Source organism: Tabrizicola aquatica (assembly GCF_002900975.1).
Lineage (GTDB): Bacteria > Pseudomonadota > Alphaproteobacteria > Rhodobacterales > Rhodobacteraceae > Tabrizicola > Tabrizicola aquatica.
Map to the genome: position 1 here is coordinate 790,891 of NZ_PJON01000001.1, position 22,131 is coordinate 813,021.

General features: G+C 66.2%; 26 protein-coding genes. 14 read left to right on the forward strand and 12 right to left on the reverse strand.

What is annotated here, in order from left to right; genetic code table 11:
- Nucleotides 1–4: 4 nt before the first annotated feature.
- Together CXR42_RS03840 and grxD are read left to right on the forward strand one after the other, a co-directional pair.
- Nucleotides 5–229 (forward strand): hypothetical protein, encoded by a 225-nt coding sequence (locus CXR42_RS03840; RefSeq protein ID WP_103256165.1) that lies wholly within the window; start codon nucleotides 5–7, stop codon nucleotides 227–229.
- A gap of 311 nt (nucleotides 230–540) precedes the next feature.
- Nucleotides 541–900: a Grx4 family monothiol glutaredoxin gene (grxD, locus tag CXR42_RS03845; protein ID WP_180995998.1), complete on the forward strand. Its 360-nt coding sequence runs from the start codon at nucleotides 541–543 to the stop codon at nucleotides 898–900.
- A gap of 147 nt (nucleotides 901–1,047) precedes the next feature.
- On the opposite strand, the gene CXR42_RS03850 is transcribed toward grxD, so the two are convergent.
- From CXR42_RS03850 to CXR42_RS19450, 3 genes are read right to left on the reverse strand one after another with little or no spacing between them, the layout of a single operon-like run.
- A complete protein-coding gene (locus CXR42_RS03850) occupies nucleotides 1,048–1,368 on the reverse strand; it encodes an MliC family protein (protein ID WP_103256166.1) in 321 nt (106 codons plus the stop codon).
- A complete protein-coding gene (locus tag CXR42_RS03855) occupies nucleotides 1,365–1,730 on the reverse strand; it encodes a cell division protein ZapA (protein ID WP_103256167.1) in 366 nt (121 codons plus the stop codon). The genes CXR42_RS03850 and CXR42_RS03855 overlap by 4 nt, the downstream gene beginning before the upstream one ends.
- A gap of 3 nt (nucleotides 1,731–1,733) precedes the next feature.
- Nucleotides 1,734–2,255, reverse strand: a complete 522-nt coding sequence (locus CXR42_RS19450) for a hypothetical protein (protein WP_180995959.1) — start codon at nucleotides 2,253–2,255, stop codon at nucleotides 1,734–1,736.
- A gap of 234 nt (nucleotides 2,256–2,489) precedes the next feature.
- On the opposite strand from CXR42_RS19450, the gene tkt reads away from it, so the two are divergent.
- Nucleotides 2,490–4,505, forward strand: a complete 2,016-nt coding sequence (gene tkt / locus CXR42_RS03870) for a transketolase (protein ID WP_103256169.1) — start codon at nucleotides 2,490–2,492, stop codon at nucleotides 4,503–4,505.
- Nucleotides 4,506–4,632: 127 nt separating this feature from the next.
- Nucleotides 4,633–5,760 (forward strand): HPP family protein, encoded by a 1,128-nt coding sequence (locus CXR42_RS03875; protein WP_245875330.1) that lies wholly within the window; start codon nucleotides 4,633–4,635, stop codon nucleotides 5,758–5,760.
- Here the strand turns inward: CXR42_RS03875 and CXR42_RS19700 are convergent.
- Both CXR42_RS19700 and CXR42_RS03885 read right to left on the reverse strand, forming a co-directional pair.
- Entirely contained in the window at nucleotides 5,757–6,260 is a 504-nt protein-coding gene (locus tag CXR42_RS19700) for a DUF2934 domain-containing protein (protein ID WP_245875331.1), read from the reverse strand. The two genes, CXR42_RS03875 and CXR42_RS19700, sit on opposite strands and share 4 nt — an antisense overlap.
- Nucleotides 6,261–6,314: 54 nt before the next feature.
- Nucleotides 6,315–7,289, reverse strand: coding sequence for a DUF808 domain-containing protein (locus CXR42_RS03885; protein ID WP_103256170.1), 975 nt, complete (start codon nucleotides 7,287–7,289; stop codon nucleotides 6,315–6,317).
- Nucleotides 7,290–7,477: 188 nt separating this feature from the next.
- On the opposite strand from CXR42_RS03885, the gene gap (CXR42_RS03890) reads away from it, so the two are divergent.
- The 4 genes from gap (CXR42_RS03890) to CXR42_RS19255 all read left to right on the forward strand — a co-directional run bounded on the left by gap (CXR42_RS03890) (nucleotide 7,478) and on the right by CXR42_RS19255 (nucleotide 10,081).
- Nucleotides 7,478–8,479, forward strand: a complete 1,002-nt coding sequence (gene gap, locus CXR42_RS03890; RefSeq protein ID WP_103256171.1) for a type I glyceraldehyde-3-phosphate dehydrogenase — start codon at nucleotides 7,478–7,480, stop codon at nucleotides 8,477–8,479.
- Nucleotides 8,480–8,508: 29 nt separating this feature from the next.
- Nucleotides 8,509–8,652 (forward strand): hypothetical protein, encoded by a 144-nt coding sequence (locus CXR42_RS19455; RefSeq protein ID WP_180995960.1) that lies wholly within the window; start codon nucleotides 8,509–8,511, stop codon nucleotides 8,650–8,652.
- 82 nt (nucleotides 8,653–8,734) lie between these two features.
- Nucleotides 8,735–9,736 (forward strand): type I glyceraldehyde-3-phosphate dehydrogenase, encoded by a 1,002-nt coding sequence (gap, locus tag CXR42_RS03895; RefSeq protein WP_103256172.1) that lies wholly within the window; start codon nucleotides 8,735–8,737, stop codon nucleotides 9,734–9,736.
- 174 nt (nucleotides 9,737–9,910) lie between these two features.
- A complete protein-coding gene (locus CXR42_RS19255; protein ID WP_146037991.1) occupies nucleotides 9,911–10,081 on the forward strand; it encodes a DUF1127 domain-containing protein in 171 nt (56 codons plus the stop codon).
- A gap of 51 nt (nucleotides 10,082–10,132) precedes the next feature.
- Here CXR42_RS19255 and coaD read toward each other — a convergent pair whose 3' ends face one another.
- From coaD to CXR42_RS03910, 3 genes are all read right to left on the reverse strand, one after another.
- Nucleotides 10,133–10,624: a pantetheine-phosphate adenylyltransferase gene (gene coaD / locus CXR42_RS03900; RefSeq protein ID WP_103256173.1), complete on the reverse strand. Its 492-nt coding sequence runs from the start codon at nucleotides 10,622–10,624 to the stop codon at nucleotides 10,133–10,135.
- A 74-nt stretch (nucleotides 10,625–10,698) separates the two neighbouring features.
- Nucleotides 10,699–11,133 (reverse strand): CBS domain-containing protein, encoded by a 435-nt coding sequence (locus CXR42_RS03905; protein WP_103256174.1) that lies wholly within the window; start codon nucleotides 11,131–11,133, stop codon nucleotides 10,699–10,701.
- Nucleotides 11,134–11,189: 56 nt separating this feature from the next.
- Nucleotides 11,190–12,089: a LysR family transcriptional regulator gene (locus CXR42_RS03910; protein WP_103256175.1), complete on the reverse strand. Its 900-nt coding sequence runs from the start codon at nucleotides 12,087–12,089 to the stop codon at nucleotides 11,190–11,192.
- Nucleotides 12,090–12,248: 159 nt separating this feature from the next.
- On the opposite strand from CXR42_RS03910, the gene CXR42_RS03915 reads away from it, so the two are divergent.
- From CXR42_RS03915 to CXR42_RS03925, 3 genes are all read left to right on the forward strand, one after another.
- Complete coding sequence (locus tag CXR42_RS03915; protein WP_103256176.1) at nucleotides 12,249–13,748, forward strand: CoA-acylating methylmalonate-semialdehyde dehydrogenase; 1,500 nt, start codon at nucleotides 12,249–12,251, stop codon at nucleotides 13,746–13,748.
- 79 nt (nucleotides 13,749–13,827) lie between these two features.
- The gene (locus CXR42_RS03920; protein WP_103256177.1) at nucleotides 13,828–14,172 is read left to right on the forward strand and encodes a hypothetical protein; all 345 of its coding nucleotides are present in this window, start codon (nucleotides 13,828–13,830) and stop codon (nucleotides 14,170–14,172) included.
- A 102-nt stretch (nucleotides 14,173–14,274) separates the two neighbouring features.
- Nucleotides 14,275–14,625 carry an excinuclease ABC subunit A gene (locus CXR42_RS03925; RefSeq protein ID WP_245875332.1) on the forward strand — a complete coding sequence of 117 codons (351 nt, stop codon included), beginning with the start codon at nucleotides 14,275–14,277 and terminating at the stop codon, nucleotides 14,623–14,625.
- A gap of 31 nt (nucleotides 14,626–14,656) precedes the next feature.
- Here the strand turns inward: CXR42_RS03925 and uvrA are convergent, their stop codons facing one another.
- A complete protein-coding gene (uvrA, locus tag CXR42_RS03930; protein ID WP_103256178.1) occupies nucleotides 14,657–17,521 on the reverse strand; it encodes an excinuclease ABC subunit UvrA in 2,865 nt (954 codons plus the stop codon).
- Nucleotides 17,522–17,680: 159 nt separating this feature from the next.
- On the opposite strand from uvrA, the gene CXR42_RS03935 reads away from it, so the two are divergent.
- Nucleotides 17,681–18,040, forward strand: a complete 360-nt coding sequence (locus CXR42_RS03935) for a rhodanese-like domain-containing protein (RefSeq protein WP_103256179.1) — start codon at nucleotides 17,681–17,683, stop codon at nucleotides 18,038–18,040.
- Here CXR42_RS03935 and CXR42_RS03940 read toward each other — a convergent pair.
- The gene (locus tag CXR42_RS03940) at nucleotides 18,034–19,191 is read right to left on the reverse strand and encodes an MFS transporter (RefSeq protein WP_245875333.1); all 1,158 of its coding nucleotides are present in this window, start codon (nucleotides 19,189–19,191) and stop codon (nucleotides 18,034–18,036) included. The genes CXR42_RS03935 and CXR42_RS03940 overlap by 7 nt on opposite strands.
- A 103-nt stretch (nucleotides 19,192–19,294) precedes the next feature.
- Here CXR42_RS03940 and CXR42_RS03945 point away from each other — a divergent pair, with 103 nt between their 5' ends.
- Both CXR42_RS03945 and CXR42_RS03950 read left to right on the forward strand, forming a co-directional pair.
- Entirely contained in the window at nucleotides 19,295–19,660 is a 366-nt protein-coding gene (locus CXR42_RS03945) for a DUF6152 family protein (protein ID WP_103257013.1), read from the forward strand.
- Nucleotides 19,657–20,070: a hypothetical protein gene (locus CXR42_RS03950; protein ID WP_103256181.1), complete on the forward strand. Its 414-nt coding sequence runs from the start codon at nucleotides 19,657–19,659 to the stop codon at nucleotides 20,068–20,070. Before CXR42_RS03945 ends, CXR42_RS03950 begins: the two co-directional genes overlap by 4 nt.
- On the opposite strand, the gene lpdA is transcribed toward CXR42_RS03950, so the two are convergent.
- Both lpdA and CXR42_RS03960 read right to left on the reverse strand, forming a co-directional pair.
- On the reverse strand, nucleotides 20,067–21,464 hold the full coding sequence (gene lpdA, locus CXR42_RS03955; RefSeq protein WP_103256182.1) for a dihydrolipoyl dehydrogenase: 1,398 nt from the start codon (nucleotides 21,462–21,464) through the stop codon (nucleotides 20,067–20,069). The genes CXR42_RS03950 and lpdA overlap by 4 nt on opposite strands.
- Before the next feature lie 74 nt (nucleotides 21,465–21,538).
- Nucleotides 21,539–22,120 carry a DUF924 family protein gene (locus CXR42_RS03960; protein ID WP_103256183.1) on the reverse strand — a complete coding sequence of 194 codons (582 nt, stop codon included), beginning with the start codon at nucleotides 22,118–22,120 and terminating at the stop codon, nucleotides 21,539–21,541.
- Nucleotides 22,121–22,131: the final 11 nt, after the last annotated feature.

Genomic DNA, 22,131 nt, shown 5'->3' on the forward strand with positions numbered 1-22,131 from the left:
GCGGATGGCGACGGGAAGCGGTCTTGGCACATTGATTCCGGTGGCGATGACGCTGGTCGGCGTGGTGACCATGCTGCGCAGCCGCAAGCAGCGCAGGTCCGGGGCCGCGCCAAGGGACGAGGACTTTGAGCGACGTCAGGCTGCAACGCTTGAGACCGAACGCCGGATGGCGGCCTATCTGGCCGGGCGCAGTTCGCCCGCCGCAGCGGATGAGGACCCGCGTCCGTGAGCCGGGACAAGGATGCGCTGCAGGACAAGTCCGTGTCGGCTGTCGTGCAGTCCTTGATGCAGACTGGTGCCGTGCAGTTGGGCGTGCCGACCTGGGCTTTCGCCGACCCGGCGCGACACCGGGAAGTGAAAGCGGAGGCCGAGCAACTGGCGCGCGACCATGCGGCGCGGCAATCCGGCATCGGGCGCTATATGGACAGTCGCGATGCGGCAGGCGATGATGCGATGAATGAGTGGGTCCTTGCCCGGGATCCGTTGGACGTTGACCCGGTAGCCCTGATGGGCGCGGCCGGGAGTGAAAAGGAGACGACGATGAGCGCCGAGGACATGATCCGCGAGACGATCAGCAAGAATGACGTGGTGCTGTTCATGAAGGGCACCAAGATGATGCCACAGTGCGGGTTCTCGTCCCGCGTGGCGGGGGTGCTGAACTTCATGGGCGTGGAATTCGCCGACGTGAACGTGCTGGCCGATGCCGAGATCCGGCAGGGGATCAAGGATTTCAGCGACTGGCCGACGATCCCGCAGCTGTATGTGAAGGGCGAGTTCGTGGGCGGCTGCGACATCGTCACCGAGATGACCCTCTCGGGCGAGCTGGACCAGCTGCTGGAGACCAAGGGCGTGGCCTTCGACAAGGCTGCGGCGGACAAGATCCGCGAAGCGAACGCCTGAGGCGCTGCCTCCTCGTGCGACTGCGTCTTCTCGTCGGGCGGGCCCCGGCGAGGAGTGACGCAGTCATCGACGAGCTGTGAAAAGACCCATCACGTCGGTTTCGGCTCCGCTTCGGCGGGGCTTTTTCGTTTCGTGCTTGGGGCAGGATCAGGTCTGGGCGGCCGTGCAGTTGAGGATGGGGTCCTCGCCCTCGGGCGTTTTCCAGTACAGCGTTGCCGTGTCGCCCTTGGTCCACCAGACGTAGTTCGACCCGTCCGAGGGCCAGCCGTACCGCGCGCCCGAGGCGGCGGGTTCGCCAAGCAGGGTGATCTGGTGGCCGTCAACATGGATCACGACCAGGCTGCCCTCGGCCGTGGTGACATAGGTCGCCGGAACCTGGACGTCGCGGTCGCAGGTGTAGGTCTGGCCCGAGAAATCCTGCGCGGCCGCGACCGAGGGCAGAAGCGCCAGCAGCCAGAGCGCCCTCATGCCTTGAGTTGTTCTTCGACGCGGGCGGCCATCGCCTCGGCCCGGGCGGCGATCTCGGCCAGGGTCTCGGTCACCTGGGGCGGGATCACGGCCACGTCGCGGGTGGCCACGGGGCGGGCCTCCAACTCGGCCAAGCGGGCGCGCAGGGTGCGGATCTCGTCCTCGACCGCGGCGGTCTTGTCCGCCAGCATCAGGCCCGCCATCAGCAGCATCCGCGCTTCGGGCAGGCGGCCAAGCTGGGCGACAAGCGGGGTGGCTTCGGCATCCAGCATCCCCGCGGCCGAGCGCAGGAAGTGTTCTTCCCCCGGCTGGCACGAGACGGTGAAGGGGCGGCCGCCGATGGTGACTTCAAGCTCGGGCATGGGTCAGGCCTCTGTCAGGTGGGGCTCGAGCGCGGCGAGGATCTCGTCCATCTCGGCCATTTCGGTCAGGCGCAGGGCGCGCAGGGCGTCAAGTTCGGCAGCCATGGCCTTGTTGATCAGCTGGGGTTCGGTGACGCCGGCGGCCTGGGCGGCGCGCAGGGCGGCCAGTTGGTCGCGCAGCGCGGCATTGGTGCGGCGCATCCGCTGCAACTCCAGCCCCTGGACGTCAAGCTGTTGGGTCAGCCGGTCGATCTTGTCCTGCTGGTCGCCCTTCGACTCACGCTCCTTCACGCTGCGCAGGCGTTCCTGCAGCTGGGCGGTCAGGGATTTCTCTTCCTCAAGCTGGGCGCGCAGGGTGGCATCGGCGGCGGGGGCCGGTGCGGGTGCTGGGGCCGGTGCGGGTGCTGGGGCAGGCGTCGCGGCCACGGGTGCCGGGCGCGGCGCGGTGGCCATGCGGTCCACACCCTTGGCGATCCGTTCCAGCGCGGCCGTGATCCGCTGTTCTAGCTGCGAGATTTCCTGCATCGCCACCCCTTCTGCACGTCCTGGACCCTGGCCCCCCGGATTTTCGGGATCAAGCCTGCCTGCCGCCAGTGTCCGAATCGGGTCCGGCGGGTCAAGGGCGATCTTAGCGTGAAACCCGGCAAAGGCGACGGGCCTTTCTTCCCAATGCCTTGGGGTCCAAGCTTGATCTTGCCGGGTGCCACCGTTAGGACGCTTGGCCAAAGCCCCTGCCCCTTTGTCGAAGGAAGCCGCCCCGTGGACATCCAGACCCTCCGCCAGACGCACCCCGACCACTGGATGCGCGCGACCGCGATCCGCGCCCTGACGCTGGACGCGGTGGCGGCTGCCAATTCGGGCCATTCGGGGATGCCGATGGGCATGGCCGATGTGGCGACGGTGCTGTTCGAAAAGCACCTGAAGTTCGACCCGAAGGCCCCGCGCTGGGCGGACCGCGACCGGTTCATCCTGTCGGCGGGCCACGGCTCGATGCTGATCTATTCGCTGCTGTACCTGACCGGCTATGCCGACATGACGCTGGAGCAGATCAAGAACTTCCGCCAGTGGGGCGCGATCACGGCGGGCCACCCGGAATACGGCCATGTCGCGGGGGTCGAGACGACGACCGGGCCGCTGGGCCAGGGCATTTCGAACGCCGTGGGCTTCGCGATGGCCGAGGAATCCCTGCGCGCCCGCTGGGGGGCCAAGGTCCAGGACCATTACACCTGGGTCATCGCGGGCGATGGCTGCCTGATGGAGGGCGTCAGCCAGGAGGCCATCGGTCTGGCGGGCAAGCAGCAACTGTCGCGGCTGATCGTCCTTTGGGACAACAACGGCATCACCATCGACGGCAAGGTGTCGATTGCCGACGTGACCGACCAGAAGGCGCGTTTCGCCGCCTCGGGCTGGGATGTGTTCGAATGCGACGGGCATGATCCGGCGGACATCGACCGGGCGCTGACGGCCGCCAAGGCCAGCCCCCGCCCCGCGATGGTCGCCTGCAAGACGCATATCGCCATCGGCCACGCGGCGCAGGATACGTCGAAGGGCCACGGTGCCTTGACCGACAAGGCGCAGTTGCAGGCGGCCAAGGACGGTTACGGCTGGAAGGGCGGGCCGTTCGAAGTGCCCGCCGACATCAAGCAGTGGTGGGAATCGCTGGGGGCCAAGGGCGCCAAGGCCCGCACCGAGTGGGAGGCGCGGCTGGCCGCCCTGTCCCCCGCCAAGCAGGCCGAGTTCGCCCGCATCTTCGCGCTGGAGGCCCCGGCCAAGCTGGCCTCGATCATCCGTGGCGTGAAGAAGCAGGCGGTTGCGGACCTGCCGAAGCTGGCCACCCGCGCCTCATCCGAAAAGGTGCTGGCGGCGGTGAACCCGGTTCTGCCCGAGACCATCGGCGGCTCGGCCGATCTGACCGGGTCGAACAACACCAAGACGGCCGATCTGGGCGTCTTTACCCCCGAAGATCGCAAGGGCCGTTACGTCTATTTCGGCATCCGTGAGCATGGCATGGCCGCCGCGATGAACGGTATGGCGCTGCATGGCGGCGTCCGGCCCTATGGCGGCACCTTCATGTGCTTCACCGACTATGCCCGGCCTTCCATGCGCCTGTCGGCGCTGATGGGGATTCCGGTGGTCTATGTGATGACGCATGACTCCATCGGTCTTGGCGAGGACGGGCCGACCCACCAGCCGGTCGAGCATCTGGCGATCAGCCGCGCCACGCCGAACACGCTGGTCATCCGCCCCGCAGACCTGGTCGAAGTGGCGGAAGCCTGGGAAATCGCCCTGACCGAAAAGACCCGGCCCACGGTGCTGGCGCTGTCGCGGCAGAACCTGCCCGCCGTGCGCAAGACCCATACCAACACCAACATGGTCGCCAAGGGCGCTTACGTGCTGGCTGAAGCGACGGGCAAGCGTCAGGTGATCCTGATGGCCACGGGGTCCGAGGTGGAAATCGCGCTGAAGGCCCGCGATGCGCTGGAGGCCGAAGGCATCGGCACCCGCGTCGTCTCCATGCCCTCGATGGAGCTCTTCGCCGCGCAGGACGAGGCTTACCGCCGCAAGGTTCTGCCGCCCGGCCCGGTCCGGGTGGCGGTGGAAGCGGGGGTCCGCATGGGCTGGGACCGCTGGCTTCTGGGCGAGCGGGGGCGTGAGGGCAAGGCAGGCTTTGTCGGCATGTCCTCGTTCGGTGCCTCGGCCCCGATGGAACGGCTTTATGCCGAGTTCGGCATCACCGCCGAGGCGACCGTCGCGGCAGCCAAGGCGCTGCTCTGAGCCTTGGCGTCAATTGAGCAGGCGGCGGTCCTCGGGCCGCCGCTTTGCATTTGGCGCTGGCCCCGTGCCTGAGAGCCGTGCCCGGTTGGGCTTTTCATTTGCCGGCGGTCAGGTCAGGTTCGCCTGAATGGATGAGCGGCGGAAGATGGACTGGCGGGGATTCGGCCCGGCGATGACGGGCCCCAAGACGGTGGACCTGGTCCGGGCAAGCCTTGGGGCGGCGCTGGGGCTGGTTCTGGCAGGGCTGGCCTTGCAGGGGCTGGGGCTGGGCTGGCTGATTGCGCCGCTGGGCGCCTCGGCCGTGCTGATCTATGCCGTGCCGAACAGCCCGCTGGCGCAGCCCTGGTCGGTGATCGCGGGCAATACGCTGTCGGCGCTGGTCGCGCTGGCGCTGCTGGCCGCCCTGCCCCAAGGCCCCTGGGTCGCGCCGCTGGCGGTGGGCCTGGCGATCATCACCATGCTGGCCGGACGCGCCCTGCATCCGCCGGGTGGCGCGGTGGCCTTTCTGGTCGAGATGAACGGCTCGCTTGACTGGCACCTGACGCTTGTCCCCGTCATGGCCGGATCGGCGCTGCTGGTGGGCGTCGGCATGGTGTGGAACCGGGCGGTGGGTCGGGTCTATCCGTTCCGCCAGCCCGCGCAGCCCGGGGCGCATGGCACGCAGGACCCGACGCCCGAAGCGCGGATCGGACTTGATCCGGCAGAACTGGCCGCGATCCTGAACGAGTATCGGCAGTCCGCCAACCTGGGCGTGGCCGACCTTGCGCGTCTGGTGGGTGCGGCGGAACAGGCGGCGGCCGCGCGGCGGATGGAGGGGTTCACCGCGGCCGACATCATGTCGCGCGACCTGGTGACGGTCGGGCCCGAGGCCCCGCTGGGCCAGGTCGCGGATATCTTCCGCAAGCGCGGCTTCACCTCTCTGCCGGTGGTCGAGGGCGAGCGGCTGCTGGGGGTGATCTTCCAGATCGACCTGATCCGCCGGGCGCGCGAGGATGCCTTTCGCCAGCACAAAAGCCTGATCTCGGCGCTGGCCCGGCTGATCGACACCCATCGGGCGCGACCGCCGCGGGCCAGCGAGATCATGACGACCGGCGTGCCGCAGGTGACGCCGGCGACGCCCGTTGGCGCGCTGTTGCCGCTGCTGGCCGATGGCGGGGCCGAGGCCGTTCCGGTCGTCGAAGGCGCGGCGATCCTGGGCATCGTGACACGGACGGACCTGGTCTCGGCCCTGGCGCAGCGGTTGGCGCTGGCCTAGCGCGCAGTTGCGCTGCGGGTGCCGTCGTCGTCCAGATGTTCGCGGTCGGGCATGCCGTCGTCGTTCAGGTCCGGGTTCTGCGGCCCGTCCCCGGCATTGATCGAACTTGAGGTCACGTCGCCTTCGGGTTCCGAGACCTCGGGCAGATCCTCGGACGGTTCTTCGTCCAGCGGCAGGACGCCACCGTCGGCCGAGGCGTCCCCGTCCGACAGGCGCGGGCCGTCGTCGTCCTGCGCATGGGGATAGGTCTGTTCTTCGCCCTGGTCGGTCAGCGTGGGGAATTCGCCCAGGTTGCCCTGGATCGAGGCTTCCTCGATCACCGGTTCGGCCTCTTCCTCGGGGTCGAGGGTGGGAAGCGGCACCTCTTGCAGCGCGATCAGCTCACGCGCCTGGGCGAGATAGGGCTTCGAGCCGCCATCCGGCCGGCCGGCGTCGCGCCAAAGCTGCTCGGCCTTCGCGCGGATGCGGGTTTCCCAGGCTTCGAAATCACTGCGGTCCATGCTGGCCCCCTTTTCTGTCCCAAGCTAAACGCCGGGACCAGAGGCGGGGTTCCCTTAGTGGCCGGCAGCCTTCTTGCCAGTGGCGGCAGACCAGAGCGGGCCGATGACCCGGGTGGCGACCGGGATCAGCAGCACGCCCAGGATCAGGCCGAACACCCCATCCAGCGCGGCGGTCACCAGCCATTCGACGAACCCTTGTGCGACCGGCACGGCATGGGCCACAACCTCGGCCGCGTGGTGGATGGTCTGATAGGGCCAGGCCCAAAGATGCGTGACCTCCAGACCGTGGATCACGATATTGCCGCCGACCCACAGCATCGCCGCGGTCCCGACGGTGGAGAGGACCGCCATCAGCTTTGGCATCGCCAGCACCAGGCCCCGGCCAAGCGCCCTGCCCCCGCTGGTGCGGCCGGTGGCGGCCATGTGCAGGCCGACATCGTCCATCTTCACGATCAGCGCGACCGCGCCGTAGACCAGGACGGTGATGAAGGTGCCGACCACCGCCAGGGTGATCGCCTGCATCCAGAAGCTGGGCGACTCGATGGTGGCCAGCGCGATGGTCATGATCTCGCCGGACAGGATGAAGTCGGTCTTGATCGCGCCGGCGACCTTTTCCTCTTCCAGGTGGGCGGGGTCCTTGGTGTCGAAATCGGCTTCGACGGCGTGGTCGGCATGGGGGGCAAAGGCATGGACCAGCTTTTCCGCCCCTTCAAAGCAGAGATAGGCCCCGCCCAGCATCAAAAGCGGCGTGATCACCCAGGGCGCGAAATAGTCCAGCGCCAGAAGGCCGGGCAGCAGGATGATCAGCTTGTTCTTCAGCGATCCCAGCGCGATGCGCCAGATGATCGGCAACTCGCGGTCGGCCGAAAAGCCGTGGACATATTTCGGCGTGACGGCGGCATCGTCGATCACCACGCCCGCCGCCTTGGTCCCCGCCTTGGCCGCGGCCGCCGCGATGTCATCGACCGATGAGGCCGCCACCTTGGCGATGGCCGCCACGTCGTCGAGAAGCGCCAGAAGTCCGCTCATGCCCCTGCTCCTGCTGTTGCCCGGAAGGTGTAGCGCGGATGGGGCGAGAAGGCAAAGCGCCGCGCAGGGTTAGCGCAAACAGGCGAAGATTGCGCTAACATGCTGATTTAGCGTCGCTTTTCATCTTGCGTGACGGGCGGCAGCGGCTATTGCCGGATCAGATCGAACGGCAAGAGGGGAGTTCCGGCATGACCATCACCATCGGCATCAATGGCTTTGGCCGCATCGGACGCTGCACGCTGGCGCATATCGCGGAGTCGAACCGCAACGACGTGCAGGTGGTCGCGATCAACGCCACGGGCCCGGTGGAGACCAACGCGCATCTGTTGCGCTACGACAGCGTGCATGGCCGGTTTCCCGGCGTGGTGAAGGTGACGGACGAAGGCATGGACCTTGGCCGCGGGCCGATCCGGATGATGTCGACCTACAACCCCGAAGAGCTGGACTGGCAGGGCGTCGACGTGGTGCTGGAATGCACCGGCAAGTTCAACGACCGCGACAAGGCGGCGGTGCATCTGGGGCGCGGGGCGAAGCGCGTCCTTGTCTCGGCCCCGGCCAAGCGGGCGGACCTGACGGTGGTCTATGGGGTCAACCACCGCAGCCTTCTGCCGGAACACAAGGTCGTCTCGAACGCGTCCTGCACGACGAACTGCCTGGCGCCGCTGGCCAAGGTGCTGAACGACAGCATCGGGATTGAATCCGGGATCATGACCACGATCCACAGCTACACTGGCGACCAGCCGACGCTGGACCGGCGGCACAAGGACCTGTACCGCGCGCGGTCGGCGGCGATGGCGATGATCCCGACCTCGACCGGCGCGGGCAAGGCGATTGGCGAGGTGCTGCCGGAACTGGCCGGCCGGCTGGAGGGCAGCGCAATCCGGGTGCCCACCCCGAACGTCAGCGCGGTGGACCTGACCTTCATCGCGCAGAAATCGGTGACGGTGGCCGAGGTCAACGAAATCGTAAGGGAAGCCTGCGCAGGCTATATGGGCATGGTCATGGCCTATGACCCGGAACCGAAGGTGTCGATCGACTTCAACCACACGCCGCAGTCGTCGATCTTTGCGCCCGACCAGACCAAGGTCGCAGGGCGTTCCGTTCGGGTGCTGGCGTGGTATGACAACGAATGGGGCTTCTCCTGCCGGATGGCCGATGTGGCCGGCGTGTTGGGGCGGCTGGCACAATAACGGGGCACCTGCCCCGGCGGAGGGGCGGCGTGACCGATCGTATCGCAGTTTGGCTTGGCCTGGTGATCCTGGCCGCCGGCCTTGCCGACCTTGTCCTGAACGACGGGTCGGCCCTGTTCTTCCTTGCCCGCAAGTTCCTTGATCTGGTCGAATGGTTGGCTTTCTGGCGCTGACTGCGGCAAACTGAGGTTGCATTTCCCGGCGTTATGGTCTTGTTAGCGCTATCGGGAGCCTCAGCTTCGAAAGGATTGGGACATGGCCGTCAAGGTTGCCATCAACGGATTTGGACGCATCGGGCGCAACGTGCTGCGCGCCATCATCGAGTCGGGCCGCACCGATATCGAGGTCGTGGCGATCAACGATCTTGGCCCGGTCGAGACGAATGCGCATCTTCTGCGCTACGATTCGGTGCATGGGAAGTTCCCGGCAACCGTGACCACCGGCGCGGACACCATCGACGTCGGCCGCGGGCCGATGCGGGTGACCGCGCTGCGGAACCCGGCCGAACTGCCTTGGGGCGACGTCGATATCGTCATGGAATGCACGGGCATCTTCACCTCGAAGGAAAAGTGCCAGGCGCATCTGGAGAACGGGTCCAAGCGCGTGCTGATCAGCGCCCCCGGTGACGGCGCGGACAAGACGATCGTCTATGGCGTCAACCACAACACGCTGACCAAGGATGATATCGTCGTTTCGAACGCGTCCTGCACCACCAACTGCCTGTCGCCGGTGGCTTACGTCCTGAACAACGCCATCGGGATCGAAAAGGGCATGATGACCACGATCCACAGCTATACCGGCGACCAGCCGACGCTGGACACGATGCACAAGGACCTGTACCGGGCCCGCGCTGCCGCGCTGTCGATGATCCCGACCTCGACCGGGGCGGCCAAGGCCGTGGGTCTGGTCCTGCCCGAGCTGAAAGGCAAGCTGGACGGCTTCGCCATGCGGGTGCCGACGCCGAACGTCAGTGTCGTGGACCTGAAGTTCATCGCCAAGCGCGCGACCACGGTCGACGAGGTGAACGCCGCGATCAAGGCCGCCGCCGATGGCCCGCTGAAAGGCATCCTGGGCTATACCAACGAAAAGCTGGTGTCGTCCGACTTCAACCACGACCCGCATTCGTCGGTGTTCCACATGGACCAGACCAAGGTGATGGACGGAACCTTCGTCTCGATCCTGAGCTGGTATGACAATGAGTGGGGCTTCTCGAACCGCATGGCTGATACGGCCGTGGCGATGGGCAAGCTGATCTGAACCTGTTGAAATTGCACTGAAAGGGCGCCTTCGGGCGCCCTTTTTCATTCGACAAGCCATGCGCCAGGCGCATAGCCGCAGCGCAGCATTGGCCGTTGTTGGCACCCGGCAAATGCCTATGTTCCGGCCATGCGAGGAGAACAAGCAGTCCCTCGCCAGACAAGGACGATGATAATGATTTCCGTATTCGAAATGCTGAAGACCACCGCCGCGAATTACGCGCTGTACCGCCAGACCCGGAACGAGATTGCCAACCTGCCGGCCGACATCGCGCTGGACCTGGGCATCTACCGGGGCGATGCCGAGCGGATCGCGCGTGAGGCCGTCTACGGCAAGGCAGCCTGAACTGGGCGACAGCCAAACCCATGCGAGGGCCTTCGGGCCCCTTTTGCATGTCTAGCCGTACTTGCGGCCCAGGGCCTCGGCCACGGGGGGCGTGACGAACTTGGACACGTCGCCGCCAAGGCGCGCGATTTCCTTGACCAGCTTGGACGCAATCGCCTGCCGGCGGGCGTCGGCCATCATGAACACCGTCTCGATACTGGCGTCGAGCGCGCGGTTCATGCCGACCATCTGGAATTCATACTCGAAATCCGCCACCGCGCGCAGGCCGCGGACGATGATCCCGGCCCCCACGTCGCGGGCGCAGTCGATCAACAGGTTCTCGAACGGATGGACGATGATCTCGCCCCCGGTCTTGGCGGTGATGGCGGCGCATTCCGCCTCGACCATGGCGACACGTTCTTCCAGGGTGAAAAGCGGGCCCTTGTCCCGGTTGATCGCCACCCCGATGACCAGCCGGTCGACCAGTGCCATCGCGCGCTGGATGATGTCGATGTGGCCCAGAGTGATGGGGTCGAAGGTCCCCGGATAAAGCCCGATGCGCAAAGCTACCCCCTGGCTGGCCGCATGACCCGCGCACGCAACAATATTGCGCGCGCAGGCGCAAGCGCATTTCCGCCCTAGAAGCCCTTGATCATGCCTTCCAGCGCATCCTTTTCGGCCGCCAGCTCCATCAGCCGGGCCTTCACCACGTCGCCGATCGAGATAAGCCCGACCATCTGGCCGTCCTCGATCACCGGCATGTGGCGGAAGCGGCCGTCGGTCATCCGGCCCAGCACCGCGTCGGTGCCCTCGGTCCGGGTGCAGGAGACGATCTTTGCGGTCATCAGGCTTTCCACCGGATCGCCCAGGCAGGCAGCGCCGCGCTTGCCCAACTCGCGCACGATGTCGCGTTCCGAGACGATGCCCCGGGCCGCCTTGCCGTCGCCCGAGACCACCACCGCGCCGATCCGGCGCTGCGACAGAAGCTCGGCGACCTGTTGAACCGTGGCGCCGGGGGCCACCGTGATCACACCGTGGTCACCCTTGGATGCGAGGATCTGCTGAACGAGCATGGGACGGTCCCTCCTCCTGACCGGAGGTCAAGGGTCGGACCTTGCAGGGGATTCTGTCAAGCGCGCGATTCAACCGCAGCGTCAAGCCGCGCCATCTCGGCCCGCGCTTCCCGGGTCAGAAGGTCGGCAAAGCGGTTCAGACGGTCCAGCCGCGCGTCGCTTTCGTGGCGGATCAGCCAGAAGCTGCGGGTCAGGCGGATGCGGTCGGTCAGGATTCGCGTCAGGCCGGGCGCGGCAGGCAGCGCAAAGTCGTGGACAACGCCGACCCCTGCCCCGGTCCGCAGCCAGTTGAGTTGCACCGAGACCGAGTTGGAGGAGAGTGTCGCCGGCCCGATCCCGATTTCGGCCAGATAATCCAATTCCTTGTCGAAGATCATGTCGGGGATATAGCCGACGATGCGGTGGCCCTGCAGATCGTCCGGCGTCAGGATCGCCGGCGCCTTGGCCAGGTAGTCGCGGCTGGCCGCAAGATGCAGGCGATAGTCGGTCAGCTTCTGCACGGTCAGCCGGCCTGCCTCGGGGCGGCTGACGGCGATGGCCATGTCGGCCTCGCGCTTGGACAGGTTGAACACGCGCGGCAGGGCGACGATCTGCACCTCCAGCCCCGGATTGGCGTCGCAGATCCGCGACAGGACCTGCGGCAGAAGGTAGTTCGCGCAGCCATCCGGCGCGCCAAGGCGGATCAGGCCGGTCAGACCGCCGGGGCCGGAAAGGCTTTCCTCGGCGCTGAGGGTGGCGCGTTCGGCCTGTTCGGCATGGGGCATGAGCCGCGCGCCCTCTTCGGTCAGGGCATAACCTTGCGGCGATTTGGTGAAAAGCCGCGCCTTCGTCGCCTCTTCCAGCCGGGCAATGCGGCGGCCGACGGTGGCCGGGTCGATCTTCAGCCGCTTGCCCGCCGCCGACAGGCTTTCGGTCCGTGCCACGGCAAGAAAGACGCGCAGGTCGTCCCAGTCCACGGAAACCTCCTCGTGCGCTGCGCTTCTCGTCGTGAGCCCCCGACGAGCGCATGAAATGCGACGAGGAGGCGTGCATTTTCGCAAAACACTTTTGGCACATTGCCGCTTTGTCTGGCATTTGTGCAAGGGTAAAACGCCTGCAACCAAGGGAGAGACTCCATGCAAGAGATCGGACACTGGATCAACGGCAAGCGCGTTGCCGGCACCTCGGGCCGCTTCGCCGATGTCATGAACCCCGCCACGGGCGAAGTGCAGGCGCGAGTGGCGCTGGCCACGCTGGGCGAGTTGGACCACGCCATCCAGGAGGCCGCGAAGGCCCAGGTCGGCTGGCAGGCCACCAACCCGCAGCGCCGCGCGCGGGTGATGATGGCGTTTGGCGCCCTGATCAACGAGAACATGGACAAGCTGGCCGAGATGGTCGCCCGCGAACACGGCAAGACCATCCCCGACGCCAAGGGCGACGTGCAGCGCGGGCTTGAGGTGATAGAGGTCTGCATGGGCGCCCCCGCCATGCTGAAGGGCGAGGCGATGGACAGCGCCGGCCCCGGCATCGACCTTTACGCAATCCGCCAACCCCTTGGCGTCGTTGCCGGAATCACGCCGTTCAACTTCCCCGCCATGATCCCATTGTGGAAGATCGGCCCGGCCCTGTCCTCTGGCAATGCGATGATCCTGAAGCCGTCCGAGCGGGTGCCGTCGACCTCGCTGTTCCTGGCGGAACTGCTGCAGCAGGCGGGTCTGCCGGATGGCGTCTTGCAGGTGGTGAACGGCGACAAGACGGTGGTTGACGGCATCCTGGACCATCCGGTGATCCAGGGCGTGGGCTTCGTCGGATCGACCCCGATCGCGCAGTACATCTATGGCCGGGCCGCCGCGAACGGCAAGCGCGCGCAGTGCTTTGGTGGTGCCAAGAACCACATGATCATCATGCCGGACGCCGACCTGGACAAGGCCGCCGACGCGCTGGTGGGTGCGGGCTATGGGGCTGCGGGGGAACGCTGCATGGCGATTTCCGTGGCGGTTCCAGTCGGTGAAAAGACTGCCGACGCCCTGATCGAACGGTTGATTCCGAAGATCGAGAAGTTGAAGGTCGGCCCCTATACCGCTGGAAATGATGTGGATTTCGGGCCGGTGATCACCCAGGCGTCGAAGGACCGCATTCTTGGCCTGATCAACTCGGGAGTCGATCAGGGCGCGAAGCTGGTGGTCGACGGCCGCGGCTTCAAGCTGCAGGGCTATGAGAACGGCTTCTTCGTCGGCCCGTCGCTCTTTGACCATGTCACCCCGGACATGGAGATCTACAAGCAGGAGATCTTCGGGCCGGTCCTGACCACCGTCCGCGCCGGGTCCTACGAGCAGGCGCTGAAACTGGTGATGGACAACGAATACGGCAACGGCACCGCGATCTACACCGCCGATGGCGACACCGCGCGCGATTTCGCCAGCCGGGTCAATGTCGGCATGGTCGGGATCAACTTCCCGATCCCGGTGCCGCTGTCCTACTTCAGCTTCGGCGGCTGGAAGAAGTCGGCCTTCGGCGACCTGAACCAGTACGGGCCCGACGCCTTCCGCTTCTACACCAAGACCAAGACCGTCACCGCGCGCTGGTTCAGCGGCATCAAGGACGGTGCCAGCCTGAACTTCAAGGCACTGGACTAAGCTTTCCGGGCGCGGTTTCCGCCGGGGAACCGCGCCCGAACCTGCTGCGTTGTCGTCCTGATCCTCAGGCGAGGCGACGATGCGACCTTTCATCCTTTCCCTGCTGCTTTTGACCCCGGCCCTGCCCAGCGAGGCGGGTCAATGCGGCTCGATCATTGCCTCCGTCTGTGCCTTGCCGCTGGAGGAGGCGGCACCCGCCCGCAAGGTTCTGAAGGTCACCCCGACCGCAACGCCCTATCGCACCGGCGACCGGTTCCCGGTCGAGACGCGGTCCCTGCTTCTGGATCCGACGCGCTATGGCCTGGCCCCCTCAGACGGCACCTGGCATTATTATGCGATGGCCGGGGTGGTCTACCGCGTCGACCGGGCTTCAAGCCGAGTTCTGGACGTGATCCGCAGCCGCAAGACGGCGCATCTGCGCTAGAACGCGCCGTCCCTTCGGTGGAATGCTGCCGACCGGCCGGACCCGTCTGGAACCGGGGCGCGCGCCAAGGCATCACCCTACGATGACATGAAGGAGGTCCGAATGACCCGCACCCGCCCCACCCTTGCCGTGATCCTGGCGCTGTCGGCCGCGCTGGCCGCCCCGGCCGAGGCGAAGAACAAGCATTGTCCGCCGGGCCTTGCCAAGAAGGAGGTGCCTTGCGTGCCGCCGGGCCAGGCAAAGAAAGGCGTCGACCAGCACGAGTGGCGCCGTGGTGACCGCGTGGACGTCGACTATGTCCTGATCCCCCGCGCCGAGTGGGAGCGGTTGGCGCTGCGCGACTATGACGACGGCAGCACCTACCTGCGCGTGGACAACCAGGTCCTGCGCGTCATGCGCGACACATTGGTCGTGCTGGAAGCGGTCCGCATCCTGGACCGCGTGCTGGATTGATCCGGGCGTAGGGTGGGCGGTATCGCCCACCTTACTCTGCCGCGATGCGCCGTGGTTTCAACAGGTCCTTGAGGTAGCGGCCCGTGTGGCTGGCCTCGACCTTGACGATATCCTCGGGCGTGCCGGTGGCCACGATCAGCCCACCCCCATCGCCACCCTCGGGGCCGATGTCGATGACCCAGTCCGCAGTCTTGACCACGTCCAGATTGTGTTCGATCACCACGACGGTATTTCCCTGTTCCACAAGGGAATGAAGCACTTCCAGCAGTTTCCTCACGTCCTCGAAGTGCAGGCCGGTGGTGGGTTCGTCCAGGATATACAGCGTCCGCCCGGTGGCCCGGCGGCTGAGTTCCTTTGACAGTTTCACCCGCTGCGCTTCGCCGCCTGACAGGGTCGTCGCTTGCTGGCCGACCTTGATGTAGCCCAGACCCACTTCGCACAAGGCATCCATCTTTTCCCGGATCGACGGGACCGCCTGGAAGAATTCGCGGGCGTCTTCGGTGGTCATGTCAAGAACGTCGGCTATGCTCTTGTTCTTGAATTTTATTTCCAAGGTCTCGCGGTTGTAGCGCTGGCCCTTGCAGGTCTCGCAAGTCACATAGACATCGGGCAGGAAGTTCATCTCGATCTTCAACACGCCGTCGCCCTGACAGGCCTCGCACCGGCCGCCCTTGACGTTGAAGCTGAACCGCCCCGGCCCGTAGCCGCGGGCTTTCGACTCGGGCAGGCCCGCAAACCAATCGCGGATCGGCGTGAAGGCCCCGGTGTAAGTGGCTGGATTTGAACGCGGAGTCCGGCCGATGGGCCGCTGGTCGATGTCGATGACCTTGTCCAGATGTTCAAACCCCTTGATCGTCTCGCAGGGGGCTGGCGTTTCATGCGCGCCGTTCAGGCGCATCGCGGCGGTCTTGAACAGGGTCTCGATGGTCAACGAGGACTTGCCGCCGCCTGACACGCCGGTCACGCAGACGAACTTGCCCAGCGGAAACTCGGCCGTGACGTTCTTCAGGTTGTTGCCCGTGGCGCCCACCACGGTCAGCGTCTTGCCGTTGCCCTTGCGGCGGGTCTTGGGCACGGCGATTTCGCGGGTGCCCGAAAGATACTGCCCGGTCAGGCTGGCCGGATCGGCGGCCACCTGGGCGGGCGTCCCATGGCTGACCACGGTCCCGCCATGCACGCCGGCCCCTGGCCCCATGTCAAAGACATAGTCGGCCTCGCGGATCGCGTCCTCGTCATGCTCGACCACCAGCACCGTATTCCCCGCATCGCGCAGGTTCTTCAGCGTGGTCAGAAGCCGGTCATTGTCGCGCTGGTGGAGGCCGATACTCGGCTCATCCAGCACATACAGCACCCCGGTCAGGCCCGAACCGATCTGGCTGGCAAGTCGAATCCGCTGCGACTCCCCGCCCGACAAGGTACCTGCGGCGCGGCTCATCGTCAGGTAGTTCAGGCCGACATTCACAAGGAATCCAAGGCGTTCGCGGATTTCCTTAAGGATGGCCCGGGCGATTTCGTTCTGCTGTTTGGTCAGCGTCGCGGCCACGCCTTCGATCCAGGCAAAGCTTTCGGTGATCGACATCTGCACCACCTGCCCGATGTGCAGGCCCGCGATCTTGACCGCCAGCGCCTCGGGCTTCAGCCGGTAGCCGCCGCAGGCCCCGCAGGCGCGGTTCGACTGATACCGCTCCATCTCCTCGCGGCTCCAGGCGCTGTCGGTCTCGCGGTAGCGGCGTTCCATGTTGGGGATGATCCCTTCATAGACGCGCTTCACCTGATAGACCCGCCCGCCTTCGTCATAGCGGAAGTCGATCTCCTCGCCCTTGGACCCGCGCAGGAACAGCTCCTTCACCGTGTCGGGCAGGTCCTTCCACTTGGCCTTCAGGTTGAAGCCGTAGTGTTTCGAGAGCGCCTCCATCGTCTGGGTCAGGTAGGGCGACTTCGACTTGGCCCAGGGCGCGATGGCGCCTTGCATCAGGGTCAGGTTCTGGTCCGGGACGACCAGGCGTTCGTCGAAGAACAACTCCATCCCAAGGCCATCGCAGACCGGGCAGGCCCCGAAGGGGGCGTTGAAGCTGAACAGGCGCGGCTCGATCTCGGCAATGGTGAAACCGCTGACCGGGCAGGCGAATTTCTCGGAATAGGTGATGCGGGTGGCGTCCTCGCCTTCCTTGACGTCGGCGAGTTCGATGACCGCGATCCCGTCGGCCAGGTTCAGCGCGGTGCGGAAACTGTCGGCGAGGCGGGTCTCGATCCCCTCTTTCACCACGATCCGATCAACCACCACGTCGATGTTGTGGCGGAACTTCTTGTCCAGGGTCGGCGGCTCCTCCAACTCGTAGAAGGCACCGTTGACCTTGACGCGCTGGAAGCCCTGCTTCCGAAGCTCCAGAAATTCCTTCCTATATTCGCCTTTCCGGTCCCGGATGATCGGGGCGAGGAGATAGGCCCGCGTCCCCTCTTCCATCGCCATCACCGCATCGACCATGTCCTGCACCTGCATCGCGGTGATCGGCAGGCCGGTGGCGGGGCTGTAGGGCGTGCCGACGCGGGCAAAGAGCAGGCGGAGATAATCGTAGATCTCGGTGACAGTCCCGACAGTGGAGCGCGGGTTCTTCGAGGTGGTCTTTTGTTCGATGCTGATAGCCGGCGACAGGCCCGAGATGTGGTCCACATCCGGCTTGCCCATCATGTCCAGGAACTGCCGGGCATAGGCGCTGAGCGATTCGACATAGCGTCGCTGGCCTTCGGCATAGATCGTGTCGAAGGCCAGGCTGGACTTGCCCGAGCCGGACAGCCCGGTGATCACCACCAGCTGGTCCCGGGGAATCGAGACGTCGACGCCCTTCAGGTTATGCTCGCGCGCGCCGCGCACTTCGATGAACTTCTGTTCCGCCATGACCGACCCCAAAGGTGCAGGCGCAAGACATAGGACGGTTTGGCCGAGTCTCCAACCGGAAAAAGTGAACGAAGCATGAACCACGCGCGGGCACAAGATTCCCCTTCACCTTTTCAGGTTTGAAGCTATATAGGTGAAAACCAATCCAAGGGGTGTCCCATGTTCTCGTTCCTGCGTCCCGGTTCGTCAGCGGCCAAGCCCGATATCGCCCAGATCGCACAAGAGGTGGCCGAAGGTCGGATGCTGCTCTTGGACGTGCGCGAAGTGGCCGAGGCCAAGGCGTCCGGCCTTGCCAAGGACGCCCGGCTGATCCCGCTGTCGCTGTTGCCGCTGAAGGCCGACCCGCGTCAGCCGGGGTGTGAGTTGCCGCAGGGCCTGCCGGTGGCGGTCTATTGCGCCTCGGGCGCGCGGTCGGGGATGGCGGCGGATGTGCTGGGCCGGATGGGCTATGGCCCGGTGGTCAACCTGGGCGGCTTGCGCGACTGGGCGCAAGGCGGCGGGGCGGTGGTGGCCTACTGATTCCGCAGACGGCGGGCGCGCTGGACGGCGTGGACCGCGATTCCGATCCCGCACAGTAGAACAGCGGCGATAGTCAGACCCGACGGTCCCGAACCGGCCAGCAAGGCCGCAAGGACCGGCGTGCCGGTGGTGGTGCCCAGGTTCCCCAGCTGGGCAACAGCACCGGCAGCGCGTGCGCGATCCCCGGCGCTGGCGTTCAGCTCGGGGATCGCCGCGAAGCTGGCGCCCTGCACGATCCCCAGGGCGCCCGACAGCAGGAAGCCGCCCGCCACCATCCCGGCGCCCTGCCCCCAGAACAGCCACAGCAGCAGAAAGCCGGGAATCGCCACGGCATAGCCCGCCTGGACCAGGCGCACCGCACTCATCCGGCCCAGAAGCCAGACCCCCAACGTCAGCGACACGGCGATGGAGACGAGCGGCATCCCGGCCGCGATCAGCGCGCGGTGGGTGGCAGGTGTCTCGGGCGGCAAGAGGGTCAGGATGGCGACATAAAGGAAGGTATAGCAGCAGAACCCCATCGCCGGGGCCGCAAGGCGGGGCGAGGCGTAGATCTGCGCATGCTGGGCCAAGAGGTTCCCCATCGGCAGCGCCGCCCCGCGCGGATCAGGCGGCAGGGTCAGCGCCAGTATCGCGGATAGGGCGGCCATATAGGCGGCATGGCCCAGGAACAGTCCCGTTGGCGTGGCATAGGGGCCGATCAGCGCCAGGACGGCATAGGTCACGCCGAAGAACGACGACCACAGCGTCATTGCCAGGGGGCGGCGCGTCTCGGGTGCAAGGGTCGCGATCATCGTGGGGCCGACCACGACGATGGCAAGGTGGCTGGCCCCTTCGATGATCCGGCTGGCCAGCATCAGCGGATAGGCCGGCAGCAGCGATTGCAGCGCCGACATCGCCGCCCCGGCGGCCAGCGCGGCGACGATGGCCCGGCGCGGGCCGACGCGGGCGACCAGCAGGCCGGCGGTGGTGCCGAAGATCAGCCCGACCATGCCGACGATGGACACGACCAAGCCAAGCGCGACCTCTCCGTTCCCGCCATAACCGGCGCGCAAGGTTTCATAGAGGATCGAGATCTTCCCGAATTGCGCCGCAGCCCCCAGGCCGGCACACCATAGGAGAAGGACAAGGATCATCGGGGGAAGGCTGCGCATGATGGCGCGACCCTAGACCAGCGGCGGGGCAAGGAAAAGCTGTCGGGCTTGTGATTTGTCTAGGCACGCCCCGCGCCCGATCATGCCGTGGATGGAGAACCCGATGACCCTTGCCCGCCGCCTGTTCCTTGTCACCCTTCTGGCCCTGCCCGCCCTGCCCGCCCTGGCCCATCACGGCTGGCGCTGGACCGAGGATGGCGCATTCGAATTGACCGGCCAAATCACCGCGGCCCAGCTTGACAACCCGCACGGCCTGCTGACGGTCGAGGCGAATGGCGAGGTCTGGACGGTCGAGGTCGGGCAACCCTGGCGCAACGAACGGGCAGGCGTGACCGACGCGATGCTGGCCCCGGGGGCCGAGATCACCGCACGCGGCCAGCGCTCGGCCGATCCGGCGCAGCTGGTGATGAAGGCGGAACGGCTGCTGATCGGCGGCACCACCTACGACCTTTATCCCGACCGCCCGTGATCGAGGCGCTGGAGGCCAGCACCCTGGCCGAGCATCTGCGCCGGTCGCGCTGGACCTATTCGCTGGTCAATGCCGGGCATATCCTGGGGATCGCGGTGCTGGTCGGGGCGCTGGTGCCGATGCATCTGCAACGGCTGCGCGGCGCGGCCCCGCTGGAGGGAATCTTGCGGCCCTATGCCATGGCCGGGCTGGCCTTGGCTATGGGATGCGGGGCGCTTTTGTTCCTGGCCCAGGGGTCGGACTATCTGGCAAACCCCTGGTTTCAGGCGAAGATCGCGCTGCTGGCGGCGGCGTTGGCCCATGCCGGCTGGCATCTGCGGGCCGAGGTGGTTCCGGCCCGCGCCGCCATCGCCTCGCTTGCGCTGTGGCTGATGGTGCTTGTCGCGGGCCGCATGATTGCCTTCGCCTAGAAGTGCAGCGCGCGGCCGTAGGCGTCCAGGACAGATTCGTGCATCATCTCGGACAGGGTTGGGTGCGGGAAGACCGTGTTCATCAGGTCCTCTTCCGTCGTCTCCAGCGTGCGGCCGATGACATAGCCCTGGATCAGTTCGGTCACTTCCGCGCCGACCATGTGGGCCCCCAGAAGCTCTCCGGTCTTGGCGTCGAACACGGTTTTCACCAGCCCCTCAGGCTCGCCCAGGGCGATGGCCTTGCCGTTGCCGATGAAGGGGAAGCGGCCGACCTTTACCGTATGACCGGCCGCCTTGGCCTTTTCCTCGGTCAGGCCGACGCTGGCGACTTGCGGGTGGCAATAGGTGCAGCCGGCGATGGAGTTCGGCTTGATCGGATGCGGATGACCGCCCGCGATCAGTTCGGCCACCATCACGCCCTCATGGCTGGCCTTGTGCGCCAGCCAAGGCGCGCCGGCGATGTCGCCGATGGCATAAACCCCCTCAACCCCGGTGCGGCAGTATTCGTCGGTCACGACATGCGTGCGGTCGATCTTCACGCCCAGGGCCTCCAGCCCCAGATCCTCGACATTGCCGACGATGCCGACGGCGGAAATCACCGTGTCAAAGTCCTGCGTGGTGACCTTGCCGTCCTGTTCGACATGCGCGGTCACGCCGACGCCCGGCTTGCGGTCCAGCTTCTTGACCGCGGCCTTTTCCAGGATCTTCATCCCCTGCTTCACGAACTGCTTTTTCGCGAAGGCCGAGATTTCGGCGTCCTCGACCGGCAGGATGCGGTCCATCACCTCGACCACCGTGGTATCGGCGCCGAGGGTGCTGAAGAAGCTGGCGAATTCGATGCCGATGGCACCCGAGCCGATGACCAGCAGTTTCTTCGGCATCCGCGTCGCGACCAGCGCGTGGCGGTAGGACCAGACCAGGTCGCCATCCGCTTCCAGACCCGGCAACTCACGCGCCCGCGCCCCGGTGGCAAGGATGATCGACTTTGCGGTCAACTCCTCGGTGCCCTTGTCGGTCTTGACCGAGACAGTTCCCTTGGCCGGGATCGTCGCGGTGCCCATGAAGACCGTGACCTTGTTCTTCTTCATCAGATGGCCGATGCCGCCCGAAAGCTGCTTGGCCACCGCCCGGCTGCGTGCGACGACGGCGGGCAGGTCATAGCCGATGCCCTGGGCAGAAAGGCCGAATTCCTTGGCGCGGTGCATCAGGTGAAAGACCTCGGCGCTGCGCAGAAGTGCCTTGGTCGGGATGCAGCCCCAGTTCAGGCAGATGCCGCCCAGGTTTTCCCGTTCGACGATCGCGACCTTCAGCCCCAGTTGGCTGGCACGGATGGCCGCGACATAGCCCCCCGGTCCGGCACCGATCACGATCACGTCGAAGCTTTGGCTGGCCATTCTTCCCTCCCTGGAAAAGTAGTTTGCCCTTAAACTATTCCGAAAACCCAAGCAATAAAGGCCGCGCCGTGGCCCTATGCATCAGGCGCATGGCTGCGCAGGCCGTTCACCACGGCCATATAGCCGCCCTGATCGAGATAGGCCTGCTCTTCCGGGCTGCTACTCCGACCCAGCGCGGCGTTGCGCGTGGGAAAGCGGCCAAAGCGGGCGATCACCTGTTGATGGGCGCGGGCATGCAGGGCCATTTCGGGGTCAGAGGACAGCCGTTCGGTCAGCAGTTGCACGGCAAGGGCCTGGTCGGCGGGGTCCTCGGAGTGTTCGAACGGCAGATAGAAGAACTGCCGCTCGGGCTCTGGCGCGGCCATGTCCCAGCCCTCGGCCACCGCCTTGCGCGCGGCGGCAAGGGCCAGGGGATCGGTGGCGAAGGCCTGTGCCGTGCCCCGGTGGATGTTGCGCGGGATCTGGTCGGTCAGGATCAGATAGGCCAGCGTGCCGACCGTGCCGTCGACCCAATGCTCCAGCCCGCCATCCCGCGCGGCCTGCCAGAGATCGGCAAACTCGGCGCAAGCCTGGTCAATCTCGGCGCTGCCCTTGTACCAGCCTTCGGGGCCGATCTCGTGCAGCCAGAATTCCAGCACCTCGACGGGGTCGGACATGGGCACCTGCC